General features: G+C 53.2%; 28 protein-coding genes, 4 tRNA genes and 1 pseudogene. 13 read left to right on the plus strand and 20 right to left on the minus strand.

What is annotated here, in order from left to right; genetic code table 11:
- Positions 1 to 53: 53 nt before the first annotated feature.
- The 10 genes from ACOTXR_RS16850 to ACOTXR_RS16895 all read right to left on the minus strand — a co-directional run bounded on the left by ACOTXR_RS16850 (position 54) and on the right by ACOTXR_RS16895 (position 8,356).
- Entirely contained in the window at positions 54 to 662 is a 609-nt protein-coding gene (locus ACOTXR_RS16850) for an EAL domain-containing protein (RefSeq protein ID WP_421767059.1), read from the minus strand.
- Positions 663 to 842: 180 nt separating this feature from the next.
- Complete coding sequence (gene opgB, locus ACOTXR_RS16855) at positions 843 to 3,134, minus strand: phosphatidylglycerol--membrane-oligosaccharide glycerophosphotransferase (RefSeq protein WP_058690536.1); 2,292 nt, start codon at positions 3,132 to 3,134, stop codon at positions 843 to 845.
- A gap of 270 nt (positions 3,135 to 3,404) precedes the next feature.
- A complete protein-coding gene (locus ACOTXR_RS16860) occupies positions 3,405 to 3,887 on the minus strand; it encodes a DUF2501 domain-containing protein (RefSeq protein WP_058690533.1) in 483 nt (160 codons plus the stop codon).
- Between the two features lie 84 nt (positions 3,888 to 3,971).
- A complete protein-coding gene (gene dnaC, locus ACOTXR_RS16865) occupies positions 3,972 to 4,709 on the minus strand; it encodes a DNA replication protein DnaC (RefSeq protein ID WP_014882432.1) in 738 nt (245 codons plus the stop codon).
- Positions 4,706 to 5,251: a primosomal protein DnaT gene (dnaT, locus tag ACOTXR_RS16870; RefSeq protein WP_058690534.1), complete on the minus strand. Its 546-nt coding sequence runs from the start codon at positions 5,249 to 5,251 to the stop codon at positions 4,706 to 4,708. The genes dnaC and dnaT overlap by 4 nt, the downstream gene beginning before the upstream one ends.
- 148 nt (positions 5,252 to 5,399) lie before the next feature.
- On the minus strand, positions 5,400 to 5,828 hold the full coding sequence (locus tag ACOTXR_RS16875) for an organic hydroperoxide resistance protein (RefSeq protein ID WP_010427173.1): 429 nt from the start codon (positions 5,826 to 5,828) through the stop codon (positions 5,400 to 5,402).
- 84 nt (positions 5,829 to 5,912) lie between these two features.
- Positions 5,913 to 6,365 carry a MarR family winged helix-turn-helix transcriptional regulator gene (locus ACOTXR_RS16880; RefSeq protein ID WP_014882434.1) on the minus strand — a complete coding sequence of 151 codons (453 nt, stop codon included), beginning with the start codon at positions 6,363 to 6,365 and terminating at the stop codon, positions 5,913 to 5,915.
- Between the two features lie 41 nt (positions 6,366 to 6,406).
- Positions 6,407 to 7,048: a TetR family transcriptional regulator gene (locus ACOTXR_RS16885; protein WP_023331963.1), complete on the minus strand. Its 642-nt coding sequence runs from the start codon at positions 7,046 to 7,048 to the stop codon at positions 6,407 to 6,409.
- Positions 7,049 to 7,115: 67 nt separating this feature from the next.
- Positions 7,116 to 7,589: a threonine/serine exporter gene (locus ACOTXR_RS16890; RefSeq protein WP_032637561.1), complete on the minus strand. Its 474-nt coding sequence runs from the start codon at positions 7,587 to 7,589 to the stop codon at positions 7,116 to 7,118.
- Positions 7,580 to 8,356, minus strand: coding sequence for a threonine/serine ThrE exporter family protein (locus ACOTXR_RS16895; protein ID WP_023331964.1), 777 nt, complete (start codon positions 8,354 to 8,356; stop codon positions 7,580 to 7,582). The genes ACOTXR_RS16890 and ACOTXR_RS16895 overlap by 10 nt, the downstream gene beginning before the upstream one ends.
- A 573-nt stretch (positions 8,357 to 8,929) precedes the next feature.
- Between ACOTXR_RS16895 and ACOTXR_RS16900 the strand changes: the two are divergent.
- Both ACOTXR_RS16900 and bglJ read left to right on the plus strand, forming a co-directional pair.
- Positions 8,930 to 9,148, plus strand: a pseudogene (locus ACOTXR_RS16900) (DNA-binding response regulator); the annotation flags it as partial.
- A complete protein-coding gene (bglJ, locus tag ACOTXR_RS16905; protein ID WP_014882439.1) occupies positions 9,145 to 9,780 on the plus strand; it encodes a DNA-binding transcriptional activator BglJ in 636 nt (211 codons plus the stop codon). The pseudogene ACOTXR_RS16900 and the gene bglJ, both read left to right, overlap by 4 nt.
- A gap of 36 nt (positions 9,781 to 9,816) precedes the next feature.
- On the opposite strand, the gene ACOTXR_RS16910 is transcribed toward bglJ, so the two are convergent.
- Positions 9,817 to 10,275 (minus strand): YbaK/EbsC family protein, encoded by a 459-nt coding sequence (locus tag ACOTXR_RS16910; RefSeq protein WP_200923813.1) that lies wholly within the window; start codon positions 10,273 to 10,275, stop codon positions 9,817 to 9,819.
- Positions 10,276 to 10,603: 328 nt separating this feature from the next.
- Here ACOTXR_RS16910 and ACOTXR_RS16915 point away from each other — a divergent pair, with 328 nt between their 5' ends.
- Positions 10,604 to 11,950 (plus strand): PTS sugar transporter subunit IIC, encoded by a 1,347-nt coding sequence (locus ACOTXR_RS16915; protein ID WP_014882441.1) that lies wholly within the window; start codon positions 10,604 to 10,606, stop codon positions 11,948 to 11,950.
- Between the two features lie 97 nt (positions 11,951 to 12,047).
- Here ACOTXR_RS16915 and fhuF read toward each other — a convergent pair whose 3' ends face one another.
- Both fhuF and ACOTXR_RS16925 read right to left on the minus strand, forming a co-directional pair.
- Entirely contained in the window at positions 12,048 to 12,836 is a 789-nt protein-coding gene (gene fhuF, locus ACOTXR_RS16920; RefSeq protein WP_023336732.1) for a siderophore-iron reductase FhuF, read from the minus strand.
- Between the two features lie 94 nt (positions 12,837 to 12,930).
- Entirely contained in the window at positions 12,931 to 13,995 is a 1,065-nt protein-coding gene (locus ACOTXR_RS16925) for a GGDEF domain-containing protein (protein WP_014882443.1), read from the minus strand.
- 216 nt (positions 13,996 to 14,211) lie between these two features.
- Between ACOTXR_RS16925 and ACOTXR_RS16930 the strand changes: the two genes are divergently transcribed.
- Positions 14,212 to 14,481, plus strand: a complete 270-nt coding sequence (locus ACOTXR_RS16930; RefSeq protein WP_072205330.1) for a DUF1435 domain-containing protein — start codon at positions 14,212 to 14,214, stop codon at positions 14,479 to 14,481.
- 42 nt (positions 14,482 to 14,523) lie between these two features.
- Here ACOTXR_RS16930 and ACOTXR_RS16935 read toward each other — a convergent pair.
- The 5 genes from ACOTXR_RS16935 to rsmC all read right to left on the minus strand — a co-directional run bounded on the left by ACOTXR_RS16935 (position 14,524) and on the right by rsmC (position 16,158).
- A tRNA-Leu gene (locus ACOTXR_RS16935) sits at positions 14,524 to 14,610 on the minus strand.
- Positions 14,611 to 14,642: 32 nt separating this feature from the next.
- A tRNA-Leu gene (locus ACOTXR_RS16940) sits at positions 14,643 to 14,728 on the minus strand.
- 28 nt (positions 14,729 to 14,756) lie between these two features.
- Positions 14,757 to 14,842: transfer RNA gene (locus ACOTXR_RS16945), tRNA-Leu, on the minus strand.
- A gap of 28 nt (positions 14,843 to 14,870) precedes the next feature.
- Positions 14,871 to 14,957, minus strand: a tRNA-Leu gene (locus ACOTXR_RS16950).
- A gap of 172 nt (positions 14,958 to 15,129) precedes the next feature.
- On the minus strand, positions 15,130 to 16,158 hold the full coding sequence (gene rsmC, locus ACOTXR_RS16955) for a 16S rRNA (guanine(1207)-N(2))-methyltransferase RsmC (protein ID WP_014882445.1): 1,029 nt from the start codon (positions 16,156 to 16,158) through the stop codon (positions 15,130 to 15,132).
- Positions 16,159 to 16,260: 102 nt separating this feature from the next.
- On the opposite strand from rsmC, the gene ACOTXR_RS16960 reads away from it, so the two are divergent.
- The 8 genes from ACOTXR_RS16960 to ACOTXR_RS16995 all read left to right on the plus strand — a co-directional run bounded on the left by ACOTXR_RS16960 (position 16,261) and on the right by ACOTXR_RS16995 (position 22,622).
- Positions 16,261 to 16,674: a DNA polymerase III subunit psi gene (locus ACOTXR_RS16960; protein WP_014882446.1), complete on the plus strand. Its 414-nt coding sequence runs from the start codon at positions 16,261 to 16,263 to the stop codon at positions 16,672 to 16,674.
- Positions 16,643 to 17,086, plus strand: a complete 444-nt coding sequence (rimI, locus tag ACOTXR_RS16965) for a ribosomal protein S18-alanine N-acetyltransferase (RefSeq protein ID WP_014882447.1) — start codon at positions 16,643 to 16,645, stop codon at positions 17,084 to 17,086. The genes ACOTXR_RS16960 and rimI overlap by 32 nt, the downstream gene beginning before the upstream one ends.
- A 19-nt stretch (positions 17,087 to 17,105) precedes the next feature.
- Positions 17,106 to 17,783 (plus strand): pyrimidine 5'-nucleotidase, encoded by a 678-nt coding sequence (gene yjjG / locus ACOTXR_RS16970; protein WP_014882448.1) that lies wholly within the window; start codon positions 17,106 to 17,108, stop codon positions 17,781 to 17,783.
- Positions 17,784 to 17,874: 91 nt separating this feature from the next.
- Positions 17,875 to 19,464 (plus strand): peptide chain release factor 3, encoded by a 1,590-nt coding sequence (prfC, locus tag ACOTXR_RS16975; RefSeq protein ID WP_008502076.1) that lies wholly within the window; start codon positions 17,875 to 17,877, stop codon positions 19,462 to 19,464.
- 299 nt (positions 19,465 to 19,763) lie between these two features.
- Positions 19,764 to 20,381 carry a molecular chaperone OsmY gene (gene osmY, locus ACOTXR_RS16980; RefSeq protein WP_023332031.1) on the plus strand — a complete coding sequence of 206 codons (618 nt, stop codon included), beginning with the start codon at positions 19,764 to 19,766 and terminating at the stop codon, positions 20,379 to 20,381.
- Positions 20,382 to 20,508: 127 nt separating this feature from the next.
- Positions 20,509 to 20,670, plus strand: coding sequence for a DUF1328 domain-containing protein (locus ACOTXR_RS16985; protein ID WP_003856556.1), 162 nt, complete (start codon positions 20,509 to 20,511; stop codon positions 20,668 to 20,670).
- A 120-nt stretch (positions 20,671 to 20,790) separates the two neighbouring features.
- On the plus strand, positions 20,791 to 21,843 hold the full coding sequence (locus ACOTXR_RS16990) for a patatin-like phospholipase family protein (RefSeq protein ID WP_045134351.1): 1,053 nt from the start codon (positions 20,791 to 20,793) through the stop codon (positions 21,841 to 21,843).
- Positions 21,840 to 22,622 carry a TatD family hydrolase gene (locus tag ACOTXR_RS16995; RefSeq protein WP_058690255.1) on the plus strand — a complete coding sequence of 261 codons (783 nt, stop codon included), beginning with the start codon at positions 21,840 to 21,842 and terminating at the stop codon, positions 22,620 to 22,622. The genes ACOTXR_RS16990 and ACOTXR_RS16995 overlap by 4 nt, the downstream gene beginning before the upstream one ends.
- Here the strand turns inward: ACOTXR_RS16995 and ACOTXR_RS17000 are convergent.
- On the minus strand, positions 22,617 to 23,477 hold the full coding sequence (locus ACOTXR_RS17000; protein ID WP_421767060.1) for a YjjW family glycine radical enzyme activase: 861 nt from the start codon (positions 23,475 to 23,477) through the stop codon (positions 22,617 to 22,619). The genes ACOTXR_RS16995 and ACOTXR_RS17000 overlap by 6 nt on opposite strands.
- On the minus strand, positions 23,452 to 24,987 hold the full coding sequence (locus ACOTXR_RS17005; protein ID WP_058690254.1) for a YjjI family glycine radical enzyme: 1,536 nt from the start codon (positions 24,985 to 24,987) through the stop codon (positions 23,452 to 23,454). The genes ACOTXR_RS17000 and ACOTXR_RS17005 overlap by 26 nt, the downstream gene beginning before the upstream one ends.
- A 262-nt stretch (positions 24,988 to 25,249) precedes the next feature.
- Here ACOTXR_RS17005 and deoC point away from each other — a divergent pair, with 262 nt between their 5' ends.
- Entirely contained in the window at positions 25,250 to 26,029 is a 780-nt protein-coding gene (gene deoC / locus ACOTXR_RS17010; protein WP_023310320.1) for a deoxyribose-phosphate aldolase, read from the plus strand.
- Positions 26,030 to 26,113: the final 84 nt, after the last annotated feature.

A 26,113-nucleotide genomic window follows, 5' to 3' on the forward strand; every position in this document is an offset into this window, starting at 1 on the left:
CATTAGCGTCGTTTTTTGAGAATGGTTACAACTTTAGTGCTTTGTGTACAACTTTATTGTCCTCGGACAGCCCGGGCCAGTGCGAAATCGCCCGCCGTTTCGATGCCTTCAATAAGGACTTTACTGGCGACACGCTTACATTGACGGGTGAGATGCAGAAACTTCGCCTGCTCTGTGCGCCCGCTCCAGAAAGTATGTTTGTCAATTTTGACGCCACAGAAGCGGATCTGGCTGGCAAGCAGTTCGGGAAGAATGGCTTCACAGACATCATCAGCCCACACTTCAATTCCCCAAAGATGAAGTTTCGCAATGCAGTTCCGCAGGGCCCGGCTTTGCGTATCATCGAGTTGTACCATCGTATGGAGATCGGTCACTTCGATAGCAAGCCTCTCCGGACAGGGTGTTGCTTCTTTTAGCCTGTCGAGGAAGTCCGTTTCCAGCAGCAAATCCGATGTCGCGTTGAGATAATATTTGTCGCCCTCTTCGCAAAACATGGCATGGCGAAGCTGCGCAAAGAAAAGTTGTTTACGCTGCGTCGAAGGCATGGCGTCAAAATAGTCTTCGAGATTGACGTGGGGTTTTGCCGTGGACAATACCTCCCAGGCAATCACATGTTCACTGCGCAGTGCCCGGATGGATTCGAACTTATAGCCGGTTAGCATGATAAAAGTGTGTCACTCTCCGTCGTTACTTTAGGAGCTACACATTTTATAGAATGGTGTTTTTGCGGGATATTTATAAATAAAAATGACTTATATATGGTGTTTTTATCTGATTTATAATCAATTTATAGGTTTATTTATTTTTATAAGCACCCGGCAGGGACGCCGGGTGCTCAGGCATTAACCTTGTCTGCTGACAATTTTGATTTCGACCATGCCAATCCCGAGCTCGCGCGGTGAGTGGCCAAGAATATTTCCTTCATTGGTGGACTGCGGGTCTGGCGGCACAATCACCAGGGTATTGCTGCGCGATGGGTTGGCAAAATGCAGAGTGTGCGTGCTGACATCATTCCCAAGCGTCAGCGTCTGCTCCTCATCGCCCACGCGCACCGGCACTGGCTTATTCGCGTTAGGTCCATACGCTCTGGCTGTGATCACCAGGTCAAATTGCTCCGGCAGGGGATGGGTGTACTCAATTTTCACTTCGTTACCCAACTGCGCGTTTGACCAGCGTCCCCACGACTCCGGACGAGAGATGCCGCTAAACTGCTTCACTTCTTCAGGCGCGCCGGCCACGTTGAAGATGAAGCTGTCTGCTTTATAGCGAATGTCGTTGTCGACGATTTTCAGCATGTCGATGTTGTTCTGATAGCGTGTGGTATCAATCACCGTATCTTTAAAGGCGGTTTTGCCTTTCCACTGGGCTTTGTCCACATGCTGCACGGTTTGCTCCCCGCCAAGCTGCCCCTGAGAGACGCACCAGTCGGTCGACAGCGCCAGCGGCTGTGACCAGAGCTGACCCATTTTGTAACACCTGTCGATCCAGACAAAGTTATCGCGTGGGGCGAAATCGGCCAGCTGGAAACGCAGCGGTGCGGAATATTCACTTTCCGGTAGCGGTTCAACGCGACTGTCCGACACCCGTACCAGCAGCGGCAGACGGAAGTTACTGCCAGAGAAGGCAATCGTATTTTTCTCCCGATCGATGGTGAAGTCTTTCATCTCTTTCGGGAAGTTCCACAGCCGGATGATGTCGGGCTTCCAGGCGAGGATTTTCTCCTTCATGTTGAGGAACACTTCCGACAGGGATTGCCCGGACAGCGTGCTGCGACCCAGGCCAATAAAGTTGTCGCCACCCAGAATGTCCAGCACGGTTGCGCCGTTATCCATGGAGTTGCGTTTGGTGGCGATCACCTCTTGTTGCGGCTGGTCGCCGCGCAGAACGAAGAACAGGTTGCTGCGATCCTGCTTGTTGAGCTGATCCCAGGCGCTGTTTTTCATCGCCAGATGGTCAGACGAGACGACGATGACGGTGTTTTTAAAATACGGCGAGGCTTTGATTTTCTCGACCAGCGCGGCGATATGCTCCTGGCTACAGGTCACGGCGCTGAAGGAGGCGTTGCTTTTGCCGTCCACGTCATAGCGTTTGCGTTTACAGGTGCGCGAGACGAAACCATCCGGATGGTGCGTATCTACCGTCAGCGCGAAGAGGGAAAAACGCTTCCCGGCGCGGGAAAGCGCCTCGAATTTCTTCCAGGTTTCGTCCAGTACCGTATCGTCATAGAAACCCCAGTCGTTGCGGTAGGTCGGGTCGGCAACCGTCGTCTTTAACTCTTCTGAGCCGTACAGGTGATCAAAACCGTGGGATTTCAGGAACACATCTTTTCCGGCAAAGCGCAGGTTTGCACCCTGCACGAAGTAGTTTTCGTAACCGGAATTTTTCAGTATATCGCCCAGGCAAATATTCTGCGGGAAGAACGTCGACATCGAGGCTGAAGCGTTACCTTCAAAAGGTGCGAACAGCGGGATACCGCACTGGGAAGCCACCATCCCGGCGATAGTGTAATCCGTGCCGGGTAACTGCATGGTGTGGCTGAAATCGAGACCTTCATCTTTCAGCGCCCCCAGGTCCGGGGTCAGGTTCGGGAACGCAGTGTTGTCGAAGTAGGTGCGCTCCAGGCTTTCACCGTAGATATAGACCAGGTTGAGTTTCGGGTTGGCGATCGTTTTCGATGGCTCTTTGTAGTACGCCACAAAGTCTGGATCGCCGTCACGCGACTGAGATTTCACCAGTTCGGTGATCTGATGAAACGCCGGGCTGGCGTCGACGGAGGCTAACGCCAGGAAAAGCGCCAGCAGGCTGTAACCATGATGATGAGGAAGATGGCGCCGGCGGCGCAGCACCCAGGCGAGTGCGCCAAATATGGTTACCAGCGCCACAACCAGGCCCAGCCCCGGAAGAATGTACTTGCCCACTCCCGCGCCCGTCAGGCTGTTCGTCAGGGTATAAAGTACCGCATCGTTGATCCCGTCACCGGTGAAGTAATCGCTGGCGTATAAGGTAATGTTTAAAATAATAAAAAAACCGAGTACGACCAGTGTAGCGATAAACCACCAGGTGTTACGGCCGGCTTTCCAGGCATAAACGCCCACAGAAGCCAGAAAAAGGACAAGAGACATGAATTCTGACAACAGCATATCCTCATGACGCCAGGTGCTTCGCTGGCTAACTGTTTATTTTTTGGGTTATACAATGTAATGGCGATGTCGTTTAGCTGCAATTTTAGTGTCACGAAAGTGTGCTGTTGTTAGGATTTGGTTTAGAAAATCGTTTTTATGAAGAAGGTCGCATCCTGACAAACGGACGCTGAGACGGTGGCAGGTTGGAAAAACGCTCGTTTCACGCCGCGATGCAAGACTATCGCATTAAACGCGGCGTGTTGTGGCAGAAAATGGGGGAAATCAGGAGATGAAATTAACGCCTTGTTTCAACACCAGATCGCAGGCTTTGGTTTTCACCTGTTTCGCCAGAGAAGAGTTGCCGAGGGTGCTCAGGTTAAGTTGCTGACCGTTTTGTGCGTTAAGCAGACCCTGAATGCCATCCATATAGCTGGTATCCGCTTTTTGCTCCTGAGTATCGAGACCCAGTTTACCCAGCACCTGGTTTTTCACGTTTTGCGCGTCGGTCACCGAGGCCAGTTTTTGCTTCGCGCAATATTCCAGAATCCCCGCCGCGTTGTTCATCGTGCCCGCGCTCAGGCTTTGGGAGCTGTTGCTTAGCAGGCTGGTGAGGGAAGAGGCGGAGAGCCCACCCTGAGTGCTGCTGCTCTCTTTGGTCAGCTCGTTTGCCGCGCTTGAGAGGGACTCCTGCCAGGACGCCGCTTGCGCTGCGCTGGTAACCAGCAGCGCGCCTAAAAAGGTGCTGATAAGGATCTGTTTTTTCATAATGGCTTTCTCAAAAAGGTCCGTTTTGGGCCGGAAGGGGTTCCAGTATATACCTGTGTCCCGCTGGCGATTCCTGGAACTGTCTTAATACTCTTTGCCGGTAACGCGGCTGCGGTAACTGTCCCAGTCGAAGATGACATACAGACTGTTACCCAGCTTCATACGGTCCATGACGCGTTCGCCCAGTAAGCGGGTCATCTCGTCGATGTTGTGGTTTGTGAGCATGCCGGTGGGGCGTTTGGAGGAAGAACGGCGATCGACAATCTGATTGATGATGACCTTTTCATAACGGGATTCCGTCTGAACGCCAATCTCGTCGATGACCAGTAAATCGACATTACTCAGATCGTTAAGCAGCTGTTCTTCGCTGGTTTCGCGGTTGCTGAAGGTGTCTTTCATGGCGGACATGATATCGGCCACGGTGATAATGAGCACCGATTTACCGCGCAGAAGCAGTTCGTTACAGATGGCCGCGGCAAGATGGTTCTTCCCGGTGCCCGGTTTACCGCTAAAAATGAAGCTGGCGATATTACCGTCAAATTCATCCACGTACTGACGTGCGGCGGCGAGCGCGTTCATCTGCCCGCTGGTTTCAACTTTATAGTTATCAAACGAGCAGTTCTGATGCAGAGGGCGAATACCGGAGCGGTTAAACGTGCGCTGCATTTTCATCGCCCGGTTTTCGCGGGCGAGCGCGGCGGCACGGATTTTTCCTTGCTCTTTTTGCCACGCCAGCAGTTCTTCCCCCGTCGTGAAAGCGGGCTTCACGTTGGCTGGCATCATTTTTTGCAGACGTTTCATCAGGTCACCGACGTTCTTCATTTCGCACCTCGGAATCCACTGGGGATCTGTTTATCCGGTTCTGAAAACGCGTTGATATCGCGTTTTGGCTGGCCGTTATTGCTGGCGCGGGTAATCTGCAGATGACGCGCGAGCTTTTGCTGCCACTGAATATGGGTGAAAACTTTACCCTCTGCCTGCCACCAGGCCGTAAAGGCGGCGAGCTCTTCCGCGGTGGCCGGTTGGGTTAACGCAATGCCCCACAGCGCGGCCTGCCGTTGAAAATCGGCGTCGGGCTGCCAGCCCGCATACAGGGCAAATTTGCCCATCGGAACGGTCACCGGGGCGTTAACCGGTTCACCAAATAACTGGCTATCCAGCGTGACATCGCTCGCCGGGCGGGACAATTGCGCTTCAGTCTCCAGAAGCTGTGCCAGACGTTCCGGCGTGATTGCGTAAAACGCCGGCGCGTTGTCGGCAAAAACCGCAACCGTGCCGCCTTCGGCGTGAGTCAACACACCGCGTGGGTCGCGCATAAAGGCATCAATGCCAGCAATGCTGGTGGTCAGAATTCTGGAGGACATAACGCTTACTCTACTGATAACGACGGGCGTGATAAGGGCTTATGGTAGCACAGAGAGGGGGAAGGGAAGGAGGGGATTTCCCCGGTGGCGCTGCGCGTACCGGGGCTACAGTCATAGACCTGATAAGCACAGCGCCATCAGGCATTTATCACGCGATGATATTCAGGGTCACATCGATGTTGCCGCGGGTCGCGTTAGAGTAAGGGCAAACAATGTGCGCCGCATCGACCAGTTTTTTGGCTTCCGCCGGATCCATCCCTTCAACGTGGATGTTCAGTTTTGCTTCGATACCAAAACCGGTTGGCAACGGACCAATACCCACTTCGCCTTCAATAAAGGCTTCTTTAGGCAGGGCAAATTTGTCGCGAGCCGCGACAAACTTCATTGCGCCCAGGAAGCAGGCGGAGTAGCCAGCAGCAAACAGCTGCTCAGGGTTAGTCACTTCACCCCCCATGCCGCCCATCTCTTTTGGCACGCCCAGTTTGACATCCAGAACGCCATCGGAAGAGGTCGCACGGCCGTCACGGCCCCCGGTGGCTTTTGCTTTGGCGGTATAAACAACTTTTTCTAAAGACATGGCAGGTTCCTCATCTTACTTTTATGTGTACTATTAAATAGCGTGCGATATACATGGGTAAATAAATACGCGTAAAGTATAGCGTCACGCGCGTTGAATCTGTTGGCGCAAAACTTCCAGCTGCTGCTTGAGCGACAGCATGGTCTCGGTATCACACTGTGCCGCGCATCCCACCGCATGAGGGATCCCTGCGGCCTGCTGCTGTAGATGACGTCCTGCATCAGTCAGGGTGACAGCGACCTGACGTTCGTCTTTACGCGAGCGGTGACGGTTGATGAGACCGGCGCTTTCCAGACGCTTCAGCAGCGGCGTCAGCGTTGCGGAATCAAGGAACAGCCGTTCACCGATGTCTGATACCGTCACGTCATCCTGCTCCCACAGCACCAGCATCACCAGATATTGCGGGTAAGTCAGGTTTAGCGGTGCCAGCAACTGCCGGTACAGCTTGTTAAGCGCCAGATTTGCCGAATAGAGGGCAAAGCAGAGCTGGTTATCCAGCAGGAGCGCAGCGGTCGTGTCGTTCGTTTTCGCGTTCATGAGGTGAATATAGATAGTGTGCGATTTAATTGCAAGCAATTTTATGGGCAGGTATATCGCAGCGCCACCTGAACGGCCATTTTACGGTAGTGCTGGCGCTGAGCCCGCTCGTCGGCACCCTCTTCAAACAGCAGGGTGAAGGTGTAGCTGTTGGCGACGTAGTGAAAGCTGAAGCTGCTTATCAGGCGGTGGAGATCGCGGGCGTCAACCGTCTGGCTGAACAGCAGTTTCTCTTTGCCGCGACGCAGGATCTCTTCCAGCAGGTCGAGCGCGCTGCGGTTAACCTGGCGCAGATAATTCGACTGCTGCATAAAGCGGCCACGCTGCATGTTTTCCATGCAGATGATACGGATGTAATCCGGATGGTCAGCATGATAGTCAAAGGTGGTTTCAACCAGGTGGACCAGCGCTTCGACGGGGGGCATATCCGCCAGGCTAAGCGCTTTTTCGCTGGCGCGAATTTCGGTGTAAACATGTTCCAGCACCAGCAGATAAAGATTTTCTTTATTCTTAAAATGGTAAACCACCATGCGTTTGGTGGTGCCCGCTTTCTCCGCGATCTGCTCCATGCGGGCGCCGTTCAGTCCGTATTCGGCAAACAGCGCAATAGCGCTCTGAAAAATTTTCTCTTTCAGGCTGGACTCTTCGTTGTGCTCGGGGTGTTCGCTGCCAGGGTTAGCCACATCCTTTCCTTATTTTCACCAAACGGACCAGAAAGATTATCTCCACGGCAGCGAAATAACACAAATATCAAACGCGCGGGCGTTTGCGGTACAGCCACAATCCGGGGATCGACAGCCCGATAGAGAGCGCACCGACAATGGACGACGCTTTAAGAAAGTTGCTCAGAAGAAGGATCATCTGCGGCTCGGTGTAGCCAAAATGGCTGATTTTCACCGCCGAAATCATTGCCGTATACGCCGATATGCCAGGAAACATTGGGATCACGGCGGCGACGGTGAAGACTTTAGGATGCGCCAGATACCAGCGCGACCATTGAATGCCGATGCTACCGACCAGCATAGAGGCCATAAATGTCGACCATTCGATATTAAAACCCGCCGCCATCATGGCCATTCGCGAGCCGTGACCAATCGCTCCTAAGAGCGCACACCACGGCAGAGCACGTTGCGGAACGTTAAAGACCATCGCAAAGCCGACGGCAGGAATGGCGGCCAGGATCATATCCTGTGCCAGTGACAGCAGAAAATCTATCACGCCCATCCGCGTAACCCCCAGAGAGTCATAGCCATGACCACGCCGATACAGGTTGCCAGCGTCAGCAGGCTGGCGATAGCCCAGCGTGCCAGACCGGTATTAATGTGCCCTTTAAACATATCGGCAACGGCGTTGATTAACGGAAAGCCCGGCACCAGCAAAAGCACGCTGGCCGCCATGGCAATCGTCGGGGTGTTGGCGAACTGCGGCAGGCGCAGCAGCAGGCCTGAAACGGTAGTGGCGACAAACGCGGTAATGCAGAAGTTAATTTGCGGGTGCAACTGCCGATGGGTCAGCAACTGGCGTACATACATGGCGATACTGCTGGCGAAAAAGGTGACCAGTGCGCCATCCCAGCCGCCTTTATTGAGCTTACAGAAACAGGCGCATGAGAGCCCGACCATCAGCACGACAAGCCAGCGCGGATAACGTAACGGTTTGATTTGGTTGAACCGTTTTTCAATCTCTTTGAGATCGAGAAGCTTATGCTCCGCAAGGATGACGATATGCTGCACTTCGGTCACAACGTGCATGTTAATGCCACGGTCCTGGTTTTTACGGGTGGAGGTCAGGCACTGACCATCCTTGATCGTGGTCAGCACAATGGCGTTGGAAGAGATGGCGCTTTCCACGCTGTCCATCCCCAGCGCCAGCCCCAGCCGGGTTGAAAGTTCCTCAACCAGCGCGCTTTCCGCGCCGTGCTGGAGCAGAAAAAGACCGCACTGAATACAGAGCCGCGTGATAGCACGCTGCGTTGACCGTTCTGCCTGCATGTCGTGTCCTGAAGAGAAGGTGAAGAGTAGCCGCGTGGCCCAGAGTGCCTACTTTTAGCACAAAATGCAGTGGCAGTTGCTGTGGGTCAGATCAAGGTTTATGCAAACAGTTGCAGCCTGGCTGACGAAAGACGTTGGGATCAATTTATCAATTCGGTGAATTATTGGTTTGGAAATATAGAATATTTGTATTTAGTTATTCTAATTTTATATTGTCGATATTTTAATGATTGTCGAATTAAATTTATTGTCGCTTTGTGAGATATTAGTGCAGTTTTAGGCATTTCTTAAACTTAAAACATTTCTCATCTTCTGCTTGTATTAATCAGTTTTACACTCAGGGACGAAAATACGTATAACTTGATGCGTTTTAACGTTACTTATCAAATGAAAATGGACACGGAGGGTCTATGTTGTCATTGCACGGTAAGCATGGCGTTGTCATTAGCCGGATACCCGTAATGCAAAATGGGTTAGGGAGGGTGCGAATAAGTACCCTCCGCAACGAAAATGAAACTTTTAGTCAATTAAATTCAATCACTTACATAGGCGTTTTTTTGCGTTTGGTGACTTATTCGCACCTTCCTTAAGAAGAGCAATAAAACGATCAGTGCGCAGAAAAACAGTGCGATGCGAAGGCTGTCATTACGGAGTAATGCCGATATGTACGCCTGGATCAACAGTACACAGGGAATGAGAGAGCTGAATCTCATGTCAGCCTATGGAGAGTTCGAGGAATGGAAAAAACCGATTCAACACGACATATCGCCATCATCGAAAATTGCACGATGAGTGCCATTGGGCTGCAGCATCTTTTTGCGCAGTCCGAACTCAGTCAATATCAGCTGCACCTGTTCAATGATTTCGATGGCTTTAAGAAGGCGCTTTATCACGTTAATTTTTTCTCGCTGATCTATTCCCTTTCCGATGCGCGAGAAGCACGTCGCAACTGCCTGGCGCACCTGAGGGATCTCGCGTTTACGCATAGCCATATTCAACGCATTATACTGGTATCTGATGAGATGGAGGCGCGGCTGATTAGCCATCTTTCCCCTTCTCGCCTTCACGGTGTGGTCAGTAAATCAGTGACGCTTGAACACCTGCGGAAAGAATTCATGGTGCTGTTGAGCGAAACGCTGCGCATAAATGACAATATGCTTAATCATTGGTACTGCAGCCAGAACCGGATGTTAAGCCCGACGGAGAGGGCAATATTGCGTTATATGTCGTGCGGCTATTCCATCCCAGAAATCGCGGCGCAGCTTAAGCGCAATATCAAGACTATCCGCGCACATAAGTTTAATGCGATGGTGAAGCTGGGGGTGAATTCTGACGTTGGGTTGCTCGATGCCGCGGATATTCTTACGCATTTGCCGGTAAGAGAAACGCGTAGTGTGGGGTTAAACAAACCGACATTTTTGTAACCTGCCTTTTGCGCCAGAGATCTTCTGGCGCATCAATCAGATGCACACATCGACCCACTTTGCGGATGTCAGCTCTGCCATTCTGTCCGGAGAAATACGCACAGCACTATGGATTGCACCAGCGGCAGGAAGCACTTCCGCGTACTGTTTTAGAGAGATATCACAGTAAACCGCGAGCGGGTTTTCCAGCCCGAACGGGCAGACGCCGCCAACGGGATGGCCCGTAACGGTGACCACTTCATCACTGCTGCGCATGCGCGCTTTTGCGCCAAAGGTGTCTTTCAGTTTTTTGTTATCCAGACGCGCATCACCCTTCGCAACGACCAGTATCACCTCATTTTTAATCTTCAAAGATAAGGTTTTGGCGATTTGTCCCGGTTCCACACGATGGGCGGCAGCAGCCAGCGCAACGGTAGCCGTACTCTGGCTAAGTTCTATAACTTCTATCTCCGGCGCGTTGTCGGCAAAAAACTGCTGTACGGACTGCAAACTCATTATTTCCTCCTGACAAATAACCTGCGTAATCTGTCATAAGAATTTATGCTCTGTAAATATCTCTTAAGTAACAAATATCCCGGATGGCTGATTTCTGGATCCCCTTCACAATCACAGAAACCGGTTACAGTAACCGGTTGCAGAGCGTGATGCGTAGATTAATACTGAGTATGTAACGTCCCCTGTATCCAATAATAAGAGCCAATTATGAAACCATTTCGTCTGAGCAGTACCGCGGGTACACAAGCCAGCAAGGTTGTGAAGCTGAGTTATGGAACAACGTGCGGCGCGAGCGCGTCCGTTATAAACGTCTGACAGGAGAGCTGCCATGTCTGCCAACCATGCTGCGTTTAATCTGATATTCCGTTTCGTTGAAAATTACGTTAGCCCGATTGCCGGGCGCATCTCTTCTCAACGTCATGTGATGGCTATCCGTGATGGCTTCATCTCCGCGATGCCGTTTATGATTGTGGGTTCATTTTTATTAGTGTTCGCTTACCCGCCATTTTCGCCTGATACCACCTGGGGTTTCGCACGCGCCTGGCTGGATATGGCGAAACAATTTGAAGGCCAGATCCTCACGCCGTTTGATATGACGATGGGGATTATGTCCATTTATATCTGTGCGGCCATTGCCTATAACCTGGGCAAACACTATGTCAAAACGCACCAGCTCGATCCGTTTATGTGTGCCATGCTCTCGCTCATGGCATTTTTGCTGGTCGCGGCACCGAAAACCAAAGGCACACTTCCTGTCGATAGCCTCGGTGGAACCGGTATTTTCACCGCCATTCTGGTCGCGATTTACTGCGTTGAGATGATGCGTTTCCTCAAGGCGCATAACATCGGTATTCGCCTGCCAGACCAGGTACCGCCGATGATCAAAAACTCCTTTGACCTGCTGATCCCGGTGCTGGTGGTGGTGTTAACGCTCTATCCGCTGAGCCTGGTGATTCAGTCTCAGTTTGACATGCTGATCCCGCAGGCGATTATGTCGATCTTTAAACCCCTGGTTTCCGCGGCAGACTCACTGCCTGCGATTCTGCTGGCGGTACTGATTGGGCATTTGCTGTGGTTCGCCGGGATCCACGGCGCGGCCATTGTCTCCGGGATGCTGCAGATGTTCTGGCTGACAAACCTTGGGGCCAACCAGACCGCACTGGCCGCCGGTCAGCCTTTGCCACATATTTTTATGGAAGCCTTCTGGACGTTCTTCATCGTGATCGGTGGGTCGGGTGCGACGATGGGGCTGGTGATTTGCTATCTGCGTAGCCGCTCGGCGCATTTACGTTCTATCGGGCGTTTGAGCGTGGTGCCCAGCTTCTTTAACATCAACGAACCCGTTATCTTCGGCACGCCGATTGTGATGAATCCGGTGTTCTTTATACCGTTCCTGCTGGCCCCCATGGTTAACGCCGTCCTGGCCTGGGCCGCGATGACCTTTGATTTGATTGGCCGCGTCATTTCCGTCGTACCCTGGACAGCACCGGCGCCGATAGGCGCAGCATGGGCCCTGGGCTGGGATTTCCGTGCAGCTATTCTGGTTGTCGTTCTGGCCTGCGTATCGGCCATCATCTACTACCCGTTCTTTAAAGTTTACGAGAAACAACTGCTGGAGCAGGAAGCTGAAGAAGCGCAGCGTAATGCGGAAGAGGATAATCAGCAGGTGGCCTAGGTAAAAGCAAAACGGCAACTTTCAGGTTGCCGTTTTTAATGTTTGTTCCCTCTCCCCGTGGGAGAGGGGCAGGGTGAGGGCATCAGGCCGCACCCAATTACTTCAGCGTACAATCCCCGCACTGCTTAACGTCCGGCAGGCGATAGCGCTGGCAGCAGGTGCGGCGCACCAGGAGTCCGTCACGGAGTACAACGGTACGAAAGAGCGGGTTATCGCGGCCGTCTGAAAGCTGTTTTGCAAAGAAACAGGACTGACGCAGTGCATCAACGTTCTCATCACCAAGCAGCGGTTTCATTTCCGTTAAATACCAGTGGATTAAATATCCGGTATTACTCCAGATAAGCTTTCCGTTGATCTCCCCCGTCGCTTCAAGCGCATCCACCACCGGAATCAAGGCCTGAATGACAAGTTGCTCCAGACGTTCCTGGGCAGAGAGTGGCGCCGCGTTCAGGTCTTCGTGCAGATCGATCCAGAAACAGGCCGCTCGACCGGTTTCGTGGAACTCGACATGAAAATGTTCCGGGGAGAGCGCCAGCATACTTTTCTGGGTTAATACCGCCAGCATGAGCGGAGGCACCATCAGCCCGATATACCATTGTGCCCACAGGGAAAGCAAAGGCTTATTTTCTCGCGTCAGGGCTGGCTGATTGCGATAGATATGGTCGGAATAGGTGGCAAGCAGCGACTGCAGCGTAGAGGGTTGTCGCCACTCCGCGAGGGTCATGGCGTGGTGCGGGGGCGCTTCATCAAGCCGGATAAAGTCCAGCAGGTGAGCGCGTGTTTCCGCAATCTTATCCCGTATGGCATCCGCAAGCGACGCATTCCCGTTGGTGAGGGGCGCTCGCCAGAGAAGGGGTTCAACAATGTGTGCGGTATGCGTAGCCATAGTTGAGATAGGAATCTAAATGATAATGATTGCCAATCCTAACTATTGCTTATACCAATGGCAAGACTTTTGTCCTGATTCAACGCCGACCCGTCTACGCGGTTTGCAGCTCTTCGCTCAGAAGAATGTTGTTACGTCCCAGATGCTTTGCTTCATAGAGCGCTCTGTCTGCTCTCTCCAGCGCGCCTTCGACATCTTCATTTTCAAAAATGGCAATACCGATGCTGATGGTGACATTGGTGGCGACGCTTTCGTTGAAGAGATGCGGGATTTTCAAATCGTAGACTTTCTGCCGGATCCGCTCTGCCGTATGACGGGCGTGTTCAAGTGAAATATTCGTCAGCAGCACCATAAACTCTTCCCCGCCGAAACGCGCCACAATGTCACGCGAACGCACGGCGTCGCGGATTGCTGCAGAAACACGTTTCAGAGCCTGGTCACCCATCATATGGCCGTAGTGGTCGTTATAGGCTTTGAAGTGGTCGATATCCATCAGCAGAACAAAGTGTTCACCGTTTTCCACCGCTGGCAGGTTCTCCAGGCGGCTCTGCAGGCCGCGCCGATTATAGAGGCCGGTAAGCGGATCCATCATACTGAGATCGGTAAGGGTCTCCCGTTCTTCCAGCAGCCGGGAAAGCAGTTCCTGCGCAAAGCGATCGTTGCGTCTTTGCAAAATGTTATGAATAGCGATGGCCACCACAGGAAGTGCGAAAGAATAGGTCATTCTCAGCCACATCTCTGGATCGCTTAACCACAGACAGACAATAAACGCGGGGAGTGAATGCAGAGTAAATGCTTTGATATTACTGGCGAATGCCAGCGTTCCGATAAAAAGCACCGTTAATAGGGCGATTAACAAATACGTCGCCTGGTTATGGGTAATTAGCGAAAATTTCGAATCAATTTGCCATGCCCACAAAATACCGAAGATCCCTGAAACAAAAGGAATATTTATCTTTCGCGCACACTTTTTCCAGTGCCAGACGAACAGGCCGGTGCTGATGGAAAAAATAGCAATCAGCGGGGCGGAAAACACGCGCACGGAATAGAGCGGATTTGTTACCGAGAACACCGCTGAGGTTGCATTCAGAAATAAAAATAAACGTAACGATAATTGATATTTTCGTTGAACCAAAGACCGCCAGGATTGTGATGTCATAGTCGTGCGTTTTTATTAAAATTTAATTAAAACAGATAAATAGGCGTTGTTTCGCAATAAAATATGCAAAAAACTCAAAGAGTAATTATAAGAAAAACTTTATGTGTAGTTAACAGGTGAGCAATTTATCACCTTAGGCTATTCCTGTCATTCTACATAGCGGTAAAGGTCGAACTTTTTTGATTGTCTGCGCGGACAAATGATAATCTTTATCATATGATATTGTTTATCATTATCGTTATGAAAGGGCGATGCATGTTGAACAGGGTGCTGGGAAGTGCATGGGGGGTACTGCTGCCGGGCGTCGTGCTTGGCGGTTTGATGTTCGCCGATCTCTCCATTGATGTCTGGAAGACCATTCTTGTGTCGGGATTGCTGGTGACTTCATGCATGATCTGGCATAAGCAACTACGTCACTTTGTTTTACTGACATCCGGTATGGCACTGATCGGTGGAATTCTGGTAATACTGATGAGTTTGAAATAACAGGGAAAAATAAGAGGTACAACAGAAGGGATGCAAGATAATTGGTGCGAGGGGGGGGACTCGAACCCCCACATCCGTAAGGACACTAACACCTGAAGCTAGCGCGTCTACCAATTCCGCCACCTTCGCACAGTTATCTTACTGGTTTGATATCGCCTCGTTGGTGCGAGGGGGGGGACTCGAACCCCCACATCCTAAGGACACTAACACCTGAAGCTAGCGCGTCTACCAATTCCGCCACCTTCGCCCAGTGCGAGCAATATCAACGTGATTTATGGTGCGAGGGGGGGGACTCGAACCCCCACATCCTAAGGACACTAACACCTGAAGCTAGCGCGTCTACCAATTCCGCCACCTTCGCCCAGTGCGAGCAATATCAACGTGATTTATGGTGCGAGGGGGGGGACTCGAACCCCCACATCCGTAAGGACACTAACACCTGAAGCTAGCGCGTCTACCAATTCCGCCACCTTCGCATACCATCGATACTGTAAAAGTATCGTAACCACGGAGGCGCATTCTAGATGTTTTCAGCTTTACGTCAACAGAAAAGTGCGCACGATTTATTGATCGCTGCAAAAATGGTCGGGAGCGAGGTGCCTGTTTGCCGGATAGCGCGTGCGCTTATCTGGCAAACAGAACGGGAGATTACTTTTTGGCCTGACGCGTCATCACGGTGCGATACACCTTAAAGCGGCCGGTCTGGGCGATCACTTCGTGGAAGCCAAAGGTTTCATCCAGCACTTTCGGATACGCCAGGAAGGCGTTCGCGACGATACGCAGTTCACCGCCACTGTTGAGGTGACGGGTCGCACCACGAATCAGCGCTTGCGCCGCTTCGAGGCTGGTCTCCATACCGTCGTGGAACGGCGGGTTAGAGATGATCATGTCAAAGCGGCCGGTCACGTCAGAGAAGACGTTGCTGGCAATAACATCGCCTTCAATGCCGTTTGCCGCAAGCGTTGCACGGCTGGCTTCTACCGCCGGGGCGCTCACATCACACAGGGTTAAACGGACTTTAGGCGAATGGCTGGCAAGCACCGTTGAAAGCACGCCCGCGCCGCAGCCCACGTCCAGCACTTTGCCTTTGGTGTGTGGTGTCAGGGTAGAAAGCAGCAGCTTGCTGCCGGTATCCAGCGCATCACGGCTGAACACGCCCGGCAGAGTTTTGATGGTCAGGCCGTCAAGCTGATACTCGTCCCAGTAGGTGTTAGCATCGAATTCTGTCTGTTTTTCCAGACGACCATGGTACAGACCGCAGCGACGCGCGCTGTCGACTTTATTCAGTGGCGCATAGCCTTCCAGCATCTGTTCAGCACTGCGCACGCCGCTGCGGTTCTCACCGACAACGAAAATGTCGCAACCCACCGGCAGCAGGGAGAGCAGGTTCATCAGCTGAAACTGGGCTTCCGGCTTGTTCTTCGGCCAGTAGTAGATCAGCGTATCGCAGTCAGCAATATCGCGCTGCTCCGCCACCAGGCTAAAGCGCGCGCGCTCGCCCATCTGACGGCTCAGCACCTGCCAGTGGTGATAGTATTGGGTATGGGCACGGCTTTCAGCACAGTCGAAACGCGCAGGCAGGTCATCCTGCATATCTCCGGCAAACAGAATACGGCTTTCTTCGAAATCATCACTGTGACGCAGCAAGACTTCACTTGCCGGGGTAAATGCAGACATGAATTGTTCCTCAATAAACTCAGGCGGGGATTATAGTAGGTAGATGGCGCACTTTCGACACATTTGCTATATTTGCGCGCCTGAGAGACAGGAGTTTTCGCTATGACATCCCGACGAGACTGGCAGTTGCAGCAGCTGGGCATCACCCAGTGGGCCTTGCGTCGCCCGACGGCGTTGCAGGGCGAAATCGCTATCTCCATCCCGGCGCACGTCAGGCTGGTGATGGTGGCGGAAGAACTGCCTGCCCTGAATGAACCCCTGATTGGTGATGTCCTTCGCAGCCTGAAGCTGACTTCCGACCAGGTTTTACAGCTGACGCCGGAACGGGTGGCAATGCTTCCTCCTGAGAGTCGGTGTAACAGCTGGCGCATCGGAGAGACGACCGACATCTCTCTTCAGGGGAGTCAGATCTGCTCGCCAGCGCTGGACGAACTGAAAGCCAACCCAAAAGCGCGCAGCGCGCTATGGCAACAAATCTGCGAATATGAACACGATTTCTTCCCTCACGACGCCTGACCTGACCACCGCGTTCGCGATTGAAACACGCGCCCACGCGTTTCCGTGGAGCGAAAAAACGTTCGCCAGCAACCAGGGCGATCGGTACCTCAACTACCGGCTGGACGTTGACGGCACTATGGCGGCGTTTGCCATAACGCAGGTCGTCCTTGATGAGGCGACGCTGTTTAACATCGCGGTTGACCCTGCGTTTCAGCGCCGGGGACTGGGAAGAGAACTGCTTGAGCATCTCATTCGTGAGCTCGAAACCCGTGACGTTTTTACCCTCTGGCTGGAGGTGCGCGCGTCGAATGTCGCCGCCATCGCGCTCTATGAAAGCTTAGGCTTTAACGAGGCGACAATCCGCCGTAACTACTACCCCACCGCAGAGGGACGTGAAGACGCCATTATTATGGCTCTGCCAATTGGATAACAAAGATAAGGTTGTAACGATGAAATGGGACTGGATTTTCTTTGATGCCGACGAAACGCTGTTTACCTTTGACGCGTTCGGCGGCCTACAGCGGATGTTTCTCGACTATAGCGTGACCTTCACCGCTGAAGATTTTCAGGACTATCAGGCGGTGAACAAGCCGCTGTGGGTGGATTATCAGAACGGCGCCATCACCGCGTTACAACTCCAGCACCAGCGTTTTGACGCGTGGGCGGAACGCTTAAACGTCAGTCCGGGCTCGCTGAACGAAGCTTTTCTCAATGCGATGGCAGAGATTTGCTCCCCACTGCCGGGCGCGGTTTCCCTGCTGGATTCTCTCAAAGGTAAAGCGAAGCTTGGGATCATCACCAACGGCTTTACCGCGCTGCAGCAGATCCGCCTTGAACGCACCGGCCTGCGCGATCATTTTGACGCGCTGGTGATCTCCGAAGAGGTGGGTGTGCCGAAGCCGGATCCGCGAATTTTTGATTATGCCCTGGCGCAAGCCGGAAATCCTGACCGCGACCGCGTGCTGATGGTAGGGGATACCGCAGAGTCTGATATTCTGGGGGGTATGAACTCCGGTCTGTCGACTGTCTGGCTGAATGCGCATGGCCGCGTGAAGCCTGAAGGCATTGAGCCGACCTGGACCGTCACGTCGTTGAACGAACTGGAGCAACTCCTGTGTAAACAATGATTGCCTGCCCCCCATTGATGGGTAAAATAGCCGCAATTTTGTATTCCATGACGCGTGGCGTGCTGCCGCGCTTATAAAAGAAGATTTAATTATGACGTTGTCTCCTTATCTGCAAGAGGTGGCCAAGCGCCGTACTTTTGCCATTATCTCGCACCCGGATGCCGGTAAAACGACCATCACCGAGAAGGTGTTGCTGTTCGGACAGGCGATCCAGACTGCGGGTACCGTTAAAGGCCGTGGCTCCAGCCAGCATGCGAAATCAGACTGGATGGAGATGGAAAAGCAGCGTGGTATTTCGATTACCACCTCCGTGATGCAGTTCCCGTATCACGACTGCCTGGTGAACCTGCTGGACACCCCGGGCCACGAAGACTTCTCCGAAGATACCTACCGTACACTGACGGCAGTGGACTGCTGCCTGATGGTGATCGACGCCGCGAAAGGGGTAGAAGATCGTACCCGTAAGCTGATGGAAGTTACCCGTCTGCGCGATACGCCGATCCTCACCTTTATGAACAAACTCGACCGTGACATCCGTGACCCGATGGAGTTAATGGATGAAGTGGAAAACGAGCTGAAGATCGCCTGTGCGCCAATCACCTGGCCTATTGGCTGCGGTAAGCTGTTTAAAGGGGTGTATCACCTCTATAAAGACGAAACTTACCTGTATCAAACCGGTAAAGGCCACACCATTCAGGAAGTGCGCATTGTGAAAGGTCTGGACAACCCGGATCTGGACGCCGCGGTCGGTGAAGAGCTTGCCGCGCAGCTGCGCGATGAGCTGGAGCTGGTGAAAGGTGCCTCGCATGAGTTCGACAAAGAACTGTTCCTGAGCGGTGAAATTACCCCGGTGTTCTTTGGTACCGCGCTCGGTAACTTTGGCGTAGACCATATGCTCGACGGTCTGGTGGAGTGGGCGCCACAGCCGATGCCACGCAAAACCGACACCCGTGAAGTGGAAGCGAAAGAAGAGAAATTCACCGGCTTCGTATTCAAGATTCAGGCCAACATGGACCCGAAACACCGTGACCGCGTCGCCTTTATGCGCGTCGTGTCCGGTAAGTATGAAAAGGGCATGAAGCTGCGCCAGGTGCGTATTGGTAAAGATGTGGTGATCTCCGACGCGCTGACCTTTATGGCGGGTGACCGCTCGCACGTTGAAGAAGCGTATCCGGGTGACATCATCGGTCTGCACAACCACGGTACGATCCAGATCGGCGATACGTTCACTCAGGGTGAAATGATGAAGTTCACGGGTATCCCGAACTTCGCCCCTGAGCTGTTCCGTCGTATTCGCCTGCGCGATCCACTGAAGCAGAAACAGCTGCTGAAAGGTCTGGTTCAGCTCTCTGAAGAGGGGGCGGTGCAGGTCTTCCGTCCTATCGCCAACAACGATCTGATCGTCGGTGCGGTCGGCGTACTGCAGTTCGACGTTGTCGTTGCGCGTCTGAAAAGCGAATACAACGTGGAAGCGATTTACGAATCGGTGAACGTGGCGACGGCGCGCTGGGTTGAGTGTTCTGACGTGAAGAAATTCGAAGAATTTAAGCGTAAGAACGAAGTACAACTGGCGCTGGATGGCGGCGATAACCTGACCTATATTGCCCCAACCATGGTGAACCTGAACCTGACGCAGGAGCGTTATCCTGACGTTCAGTTCCGCAAAACGCGCGAACACTAATTCCCTCTCAGAGCACGGCACTCGCCGTGCTCTTCTTTATTTCCTGTCTTATTAGTCCCTTGCGGAATGTTCTTAATTCACTGCGTTTTCACGTCTTTTGCCTATTTTTTGCCCAAATCTGAAAGCGGCATTGTGAGAGTGATCTATATTTAACTCAGTGTTTAGCACCGGGCGTGGATAAATTAACTGTTCAATGCATGGCTTTAGGTTATCCATTTTGCCCGTGTGTTTATTCGCAATATATAAAACTACTAAGGAAGTATGTAGCCCGAATAACGGGTCAACACAGGAATACATCGATGAATATGACAAGACTGAAGATTTCTAAAACTCTGCTGGCTGTAACACTGGGTAGCGTTCTGGTTAGCGGTTCCGCTCTGGCGGAAAGCAGCACCATGGATAAAGCACAGTCCACGGCCGATAGCGCAGGGCAAAAAATCGATAGCTCTATGAATAAAGTCGGTAATTTCATGGACGACAGCTCTATCACAGCAAAAGTGAAAGCCGCACTGGTGGATGACGAAGCGATCAAGAGCACCGATATTTCCGTTAAAACCGACAAGAAAGTCGTGACGCTGAGTGGCTTTGTGGAAAGCCAGGCCCAGGCCGAACAGGCTGTCAAAGTGGCGAAGGGTGTTGAGGGTGTCACCTCCGTGAGCGATAAACTGCACGTTCGCGACAGCAAAGACGCTTCAGTGAAAGGTTATGCCGGGGATGCGGCAACCACCAGCGAAATCAAAGCTAAACTGTTAGCAGATGACATCGTACCGTCCCGTAAGGTGAAAGTGGAAACCACCGATGGCGTGGTTCAGCTTTCCGGTACGGTTGATTCCCAGGCGCAAAGTGAACGCGCCGAGTCAATTGCGAAAGCGATTGATGGTGTGAAAAGCGTTAAAAACGATCTGAAAACGAAGTAAATCTGGACCAGTCGCCCGCCAGGCTCAACCCTGCGGGCGAAATTAGAACGACTCTGGAAAAACGCCGGTGAGTGACCTGAGCGCTCACGTTTAGCGGCCGACATTAACTATGGTAAAGGAGAAGCTTATGTTTCGTTGGGGCATTATATTTCTGGTTATCGCGTTAATTGCCGCCGCATTGGGCTTTGGTGGACTGGCAGGTACAGCGGCATGGGCAGCTAAAATTGTCTTTGTTGTGGGTATTATTCTGTTCCTGGTCAGCCTGTTTACAGGGCGTCGACGTCCATAGCAAACGCAATATTCCATCAACAAAATAAAGCCAGTCACCGCGACTGGCTTTTTCTTATTTGCGTTACAGGTCGGGTGCGTTACTGTGGTGTTATAAAATAATCAAAACAGGAAAGCAGAGGTGGGGCAACGAATTCCCGTTACGCTCGGCAATATTGCGCCGCTGACGTTAAAACCGTTTCGCGCGGGTCAACTCGCACTGGTCTGTGAGGGCGGTGGGCAGCGCGGCATTTTCACCGCTGGCGTGCTGGATGAGTTTATGCGCGCGCAGTTCAACCCGTTTGATCTCTACTTTGGCACGTCTGCCGGGGCGCAGAATCTCTCTGCCTATGTCTGCAACCAGCCTGGCTACGCGCGAAAAGTGATTATGCGCTACACCACGGCGAAAGAATTTTTTAACCCGGTGCGCTTTGTGCGCGGCGGCAACCTGATCGATCTCGACTGGCTGCTGGAGTCGACCTCCAGCCAGATGCCGCTGGCAATGGACACGGCGGCCCGTCTGTTTGATAGCGGAAAAGAGTTTTGGATGTGCGCCAGTCGGGGGGATGACTATTCCCCGGGCTATTTCTCTCCGCAGAAGGAGAACTGGCTGGACATCATCCGCGCCTCCAGCGCCATTCCCGGTTTTTATCGTACCGGCGCCCTGCTGGACGGCATCAGCTATCTGGACGGCGGGATCAGTGACGCGGTACCGGTGCAGGAAGCCGCCCGTCGCGGTGCGAAAACGATCGTGGTGATCCGTACCGTGCCGTCGCAAATGTACTATACACCGCAGTGGTTTAAGCGGATGGAGCGCTGGTTGGGTGACAGCAGCCTGCAACCGCTGGTGAACATCGCGAAGCAGCATGAAACCACCTACGGCGCGATGCAGCGTTTCATTGAAAAACCGCCGGGTAAGCTGCGAATTTTCGAAATCTATCCTCCTAAGCCATTGATCAGCATGGCGCTGGGCAGCCGCGTCCCTGCGCTGCGCATGGACTACAAAACGGGGCGGCTGTGCGGACGCTACTTCCTGGCGACGGTCGGTAAGATGCTGGCGGAGCAACCGCCCCTGCATCGGCACAAACCCATCATTACGCCCCCTGCAATTGTCGCCAACGACGCCCTGACGATGCCGCTGGTGGACATTCCACAGGCGAATGACGCTTTATTAGATAACGAGGATCTGGCGTGACGCACCGCTTTGTTGATACCCACTGCCACTTTGATTTTCCGCCGTTTACGGGAAATGAGGCGCAAAGTATTGCGAAAGCCGCTGAGGCAGGCGTTCAGGCGATCGTTGTACCGTCGGTAGAAGCGGCTGATTTTTCGCGTGTGCTGACGCTCTCCACGCGTTACCCCGCTCTCTATGCTGCGCTCGGCCTGCATCCGATAGTGATTGAGCGCCACCTTGATGAGCATATTGAGGCACTTGATGAAGCCCTGCAGACCGCAGGAGACAAACTTGTCGCTATCGGCGAGATCGGGCTCGATCTCTATCGTGAGGATCCTCAGTTTGAACGCCAGCAGACGATCCTCGACGCGCAGCTTCGGCTGGCTAAGCGTCACGACCTGCCGGTGATCCTCCATTCAAGACGCACGCACGATAAGCTGGCGATGCACCTGAAACGCATCGATCTACCGCGTAGGGGCGTGGTGCACGGTTTTTCCGGCAGCCTGCAGCAGGCGCAGCGTTTTATCGAGCTGGGCTATAAAATTGGCGTGGGGGGCACCATTACCTATCCGCGTGCCAGTAAAACCCGCGATGTGATGGCACAGTTGCCACTCTCTGCGCTGCTACTGGAAACGGATGCCCCGGATATGCCGCTGAGTGGTTTTCAGGGCCAGCCGAATCGTCCGGAGCAGGCTGCGCGCGTGTTTACCACCCTGTGTGAGCTGCGAACGGAGCCTGAAGAGGTGATTGCCGATGCGTTACTGGAAAATACGCGTGCGGTATTTGGCATCACGCTATAGGTAAAGTGCCGGACGAATCACCGTTATCTTCTGTTTTTCCAGTGCCTGCGCCAGCGGTTCAATGTCCTCCGGCGTGGCGCTGCGCCATGACGCCGCCTCTCCGTAAACCCCATGCGCATGAAACGCGTTAATACGCACCGGAACATTCCCAAGCCCGCGGATAAACGTGGTCAGCGGCTTAAGATGTTCCAGATAATCGCACTGCTCCGGGATAACCAGCAAGCGCAGTTCCGTCAAACGGTGGCGATCGGCAAGCCAGCGAATGCTCTGTTTAATCAGCGGGTTTTCGCGCCCGGTCAGGAAACGGTGATGCGCGTTTCCCCATGCCTTGAGATTCAGCATCGCCCCATCCAGTACCGGCAGCAGTTTCTCCCAGCCGGTTTCGCTTAGCAGCCCGTTGCTGTCCACCAGGCAGGTTAAATGCTGCAGTTCAGGATCGGTTTTGATTGCGCTAAAAAGGGCGATTAAAAACGGCAGCTGTGTTGTGGCCTCGCCGCCGCTCACGGTAACGCCCTCAATAAAGGGAGCAGCTTTTCGGATCTGCGTGAGGATCTCCTCCACGCTCAGGCGGTGCGCCATGGGCGTGGACTGCTGCGGGCAAAGATGAAGGCAGGTATCACACTGCTGGCAATGACTCTCCTGCCACCATACGCGTCCGGCCTGAATGTTGAGTGCATCATGAGGGCAGTGGGGCACGCAGTCGCCGCAGTCGTTGCAGCGCCCGATGGTCCATGGGTTGTGGCAGGTTTTACAGCGCAGGTTGCAGCCCTGCAGGAACAGGGCCAGGCGACTGCCCGGCCCGTCCACGCAGGAAAAAGGAGTGACCTGACTAACTAAAGCGCATCTGTTGTTCATGGCTTATCACGCGCGGCTGACGTTCCAGGATGCGGGTATTGCGAGCGGCTTCTTCGCCAAGCCAGGTCGTATTGGTGCGCGAACCGGCTTCGCGGAATTTTTCCAGGTCTGACAGGCGCACCATGTAGCCCGTCACGCGGACCAGATCGTTACCCGCAACGTTGGCGGTGAACTCCCGCATACCGGCCCTGAACGCGCCCAGACAAAGCTGCACTATCGCCTGTGGGTTGCGTTTTACCGTCTCATCGAGCGTTAAAATATCGCTGATACCGGAGTGATAGTATCTGTGGTGTGGCGCAACGGCCAGCAGATGGCTGATGGGATCCGGTTCGTCACCATAAGGCAGACGCGCGCCTGGCGTGGCGCCGGAATCAGAGCTGATGCCCGACTGCGCATGGAGCATGGCGCGCTGTTTCCAGCCGTGCTTCACCGGCGTGTTTTCTACAAACGCCGCAAGCTGTTCGCTGATGCGATAGCCCAGCGCGTTAGCCTGCTCGTCTTTGCCATAGCGACCGTTGATTCCGTCCTTCTCACAGAGCGTGTTTACCGCTTCCGCCAGGCCGTACATGCCAAACATCGGCACAAAACGCCCGGCATCAATCAGCCCCTCTTTTACCAGGAAGCTATTCTCAAAGAAGCCTGATTGTTGATAGAGAAAATCACAGCGGGCATCAATGATGGCGATTTGCTGCTGACAGTAGTGCGGAAGCGTACGGTTGAAGAAGTCGTCAACGGAGGTGCTGTGCTCCGCAATGGCTTTGAGGTTAAGGCGCACCAGGGTGCTGCCACCGCCAGCCAGCGGCAAGGAGTTGTAACAGCTCACCACGCCAAAACGGCCTTTTGTGAAAATTTTATCATTCACGGGGCCGTTTGAAATATGCGGTTTACTGCATTCGCAAATGTTTTTTGCCACCTCAAGCAGCAAATCGTCCGGGGTGATTTCAGGATCGTAAATAAAGGTCAGGTTCGGCGCAACCTGCTTCAGTTCTGCATCTGCACGTAGAATGGCGCGGATGATAGGGCCGTCAGCGGGCCCGATGTTTGCGTGCATAAACGCATCAGGGAGCGTTCTGTCGAGATAGCGCCAGAAACGTTTTATTCGGCTATCGATTTCTTCTTGTGTTAGAATTCTAACATATGGATTCAGTATCGCATCAAGCTGCCCCAGATAGACCGGCATAGATGTCACTGAAGGAACATGATGGTAGAGAATGGTTAATAGCGAGAGGGCATCATCCAGATCCTTTGCCCCTTCCAGCTCCAGCCATTCAGAACCGTTAGCCAGGAATTTTTCATAATCCGGCAGGACGTAGCGCGGTTTGTAAGGCGCATGGCCTTCGAACATGTCGCAGATAAATCCCTCGTCCAGCGCGGCGCGGGCGGCTTCAGGAAGTGCCGGATAAGGCAGGTTGTTTTCCGCTTCCAGCGCCAGAAAATGACGTTTTTGTTCCGGGATTAACACCGGACTTGTCACAATGTGCTGGCAACGTTGTTGCAGGGTATCTGGCATGTTCGCTTCCTTGAGTGTTCTGCTGATGATGAACGAATTGTAGAAAGCCAGCCTGTTGGGGCTTTTGATCCCACAGGGGGTATCGCGGCTTTAGTCAGCAATAAGTGCGCTAAAGTTTGAAGAAGATCTCATTACAGTAATGCAAATTTGTACGCAGTTTTCATTAACTGTGATGAATGTCGAAGTGTGGATGCGGGTGGATGTTAAAATACTCACAGACCCGCAAGGTAAAATTGATACGGCACTGCCGTTGGAGAATGTTATGACCGATTTAACTGCAAGCAGCCTGCGCGCGTTGAAACTGATGGACCTGACTACCCTGAACGATGACGACACCAATGAGAAAGTCATCGCCCTGTGCCATCAGGCGAAAACGCCAGTGGGTAACACCGCAGCCATCTGTATCTACCCGCGCTTTATTCCGATTGCCCGCAAAACGCTGAAAGAGCAGGGCACGCCGGATGTGCGCATTGCAACCGTAACTAACTTCCCGCACGGCAACGACGATATCGAGATTGCGCTGGCAGAAACCCGCGCGGCCATTGCTTACGGTGCAGACGAAGTTGACGTGGTATTCCCGTACCGCGCGCTGATCGCCGGTAACGAGCAGGTTGGCTTCGACCTGGTGAAAGCCTGTAAAGACGCGTGCGCGGCGGCAAACGTGCTGCTGAAAGTGATCATCGAAACCGGCGAGCTGAAAGAAGAAGCGCTTATTCGTAAAGCGTCTGAAATCTCCATCAAAGCCGGTGCGGATTTCATTAAAACCTCCACCGGTAAAGTACCGGTGAATGCGACCCCGGAAAGCGCGCGCATCATGATGGAAGTCATTCGCGATATGGGCGTGTCCAAAACCGTTGGTTTCAAACCTGCGGGCGGCGTGCGTACTGCCGAAGACGCGCAGCAGTTCCTGGCGATTGCCGACGAGCTGTTCGGCGCCGACTGGGCCGATTCCCGTCACTACCGCTTCGGTGCGTCCAGCCTGCTGGCAAGCCTGCTGAAAGCGCTGGGTCATGGCGACGGTAAGAGCGCAAGCAGCTACTGATTGCCAGACAATGCCGGATGACGCTTTGCTTATCCGGCCTACAGGGTCGTAGGGCGGGTAAGCGTAGCGCCACCCGCCACAATT

It is taken from the genome of Enterobacter cloacae complex sp. IR53030, assembly GCF_049238365.1.
GTDB lineage: Bacteria > Pseudomonadota > Gammaproteobacteria > Enterobacterales > Enterobacteriaceae > Enterobacter > Enterobacter kobei.

Coding starts and splice junctions, on each gene's coding strand:
- ACOTXR_RS16850 (WP_421767059.1), bottom strand. CDS start 662: ATGCTAACCGGCTATAAGTTCGAATCCATCCGGGCACTGCGCAGTGAA.
- ACOTXR_RS16860 (WP_058690533.1), bottom strand. CDS start 3,887: ATGAAAAAACAGATCCTTATCAGCACCTTTTTAGGCGCGCTGCTGGTT.
- dnaC (WP_014882432.1), bottom strand. CDS start 4,709: ATGAAGAACGTCGGTGACCTGATGAAACGTCTGCAAAAAATGATGCCA.
- dnaT (WP_058690534.1), bottom strand. CDS start 5,251: ATGTCCTCCAGAATTCTGACCACCAGCATTGCTGGCATTGATGCCTTT.
- ACOTXR_RS16875 (WP_010427173.1), bottom strand. CDS start 5,828: ATGTCTTTAGAAAAAGTTGTTTATACCGCCAAAGCAAAAGCCACCGGG.
- ACOTXR_RS16880 (WP_014882434.1), bottom strand. CDS start 6,365: ATGAACGCGAAAACGAACGACACGACCGCTGCGCTCCTGCTGGATAAC.
- ACOTXR_RS16890 (WP_032637561.1), bottom strand. CDS start 7,589: ATGGGCGTGATAGATTTTCTGCTGTCACTGGCACAGGATATGATCCTG.
- ACOTXR_RS16895 (WP_023331964.1), bottom strand. CDS start 8,356: ATGCAGGCAGAACGGTCAACGCAGCGTGCTATCACGCGGCTCTGTATT.
- bglJ (WP_014882439.1), top strand. CDS start 9,145: ATGAGTGCCATTGGGCTGCAGCATCTTTTTGCGCAGTCCGAACTCAGT.
- ACOTXR_RS16910 (WP_200923813.1), bottom strand. CDS start 10,275: ATGAGTTTGCAGTCCGTACAGCAGTTTTTTGCCGACAACGCGCCGGAG.
- ACOTXR_RS16915 (WP_014882441.1), top strand. CDS start 10,604: ATGTCTGCCAACCATGCTGCGTTTAATCTGATATTCCGTTTCGTTGAA.
- fhuF (WP_023336732.1), bottom strand. CDS start 12,836: ATGGCTACGCATACCGCACACATTGTTGAACCCCTTCTCTGGCGAGCG.
- ACOTXR_RS16925 (WP_014882443.1), bottom strand. CDS start 13,995: ATGACATCACAATCCTGGCGGTCTTTGGTTCAACGAAAATATCAATTA.
- ACOTXR_RS16930 (WP_072205330.1), top strand. CDS start 14,212: ATGATATTGTTTATCATTATCGTTATGAAAGGGCGATGCATGTTGAAC.
- rsmC (WP_014882445.1), bottom strand. CDS start 16,158: ATGTCTGCATTTACCCCGGCAAGTGAAGTCTTGCTGCGTCACAGTGAT.
- ACOTXR_RS16960 (WP_014882446.1), top strand. CDS start 16,261: ATGACATCCCGACGAGACTGGCAGTTGCAGCAGCTGGGCATCACCCAG.
- rimI (WP_014882447.1), top strand. CDS start 16,643: ATGAACACGATTTCTTCCCTCACGACGCCTGACCTGACCACCGCGTTC.
- yjjG (WP_014882448.1), top strand. CDS start 17,106: ATGAAATGGGACTGGATTTTCTTTGATGCCGACGAAACGCTGTTTACC.
- prfC (WP_008502076.1), top strand. CDS start 17,875: ATGACGTTGTCTCCTTATCTGCAAGAGGTGGCCAAGCGCCGTACTTTT.
- osmY (WP_023332031.1), top strand. CDS start 19,764: ATGAATATGACAAGACTGAAGATTTCTAAAACTCTGCTGGCTGTAACA.
- ACOTXR_RS16985 (WP_003856556.1), top strand. CDS start 20,509: ATGTTTCGTTGGGGCATTATATTTCTGGTTATCGCGTTAATTGCCGCC.
- ACOTXR_RS17000 (WP_421767060.1), bottom strand. CDS start 23,477: ATGAACAACAGATGCGCTTTAGTTAGTCAGGTCACTCCTTTTTCCTGC.
- ACOTXR_RS17005 (WP_058690254.1), bottom strand. CDS start 24,987: ATGCCAGATACCCTGCAACAACGTTGCCAGCACATTGTGACAAGTCCG.
- deoC (WP_023310320.1), top strand. CDS start 25,250: ATGACCGATTTAACTGCAAGCAGCCTGCGCGCGTTGAAACTGATGGAC.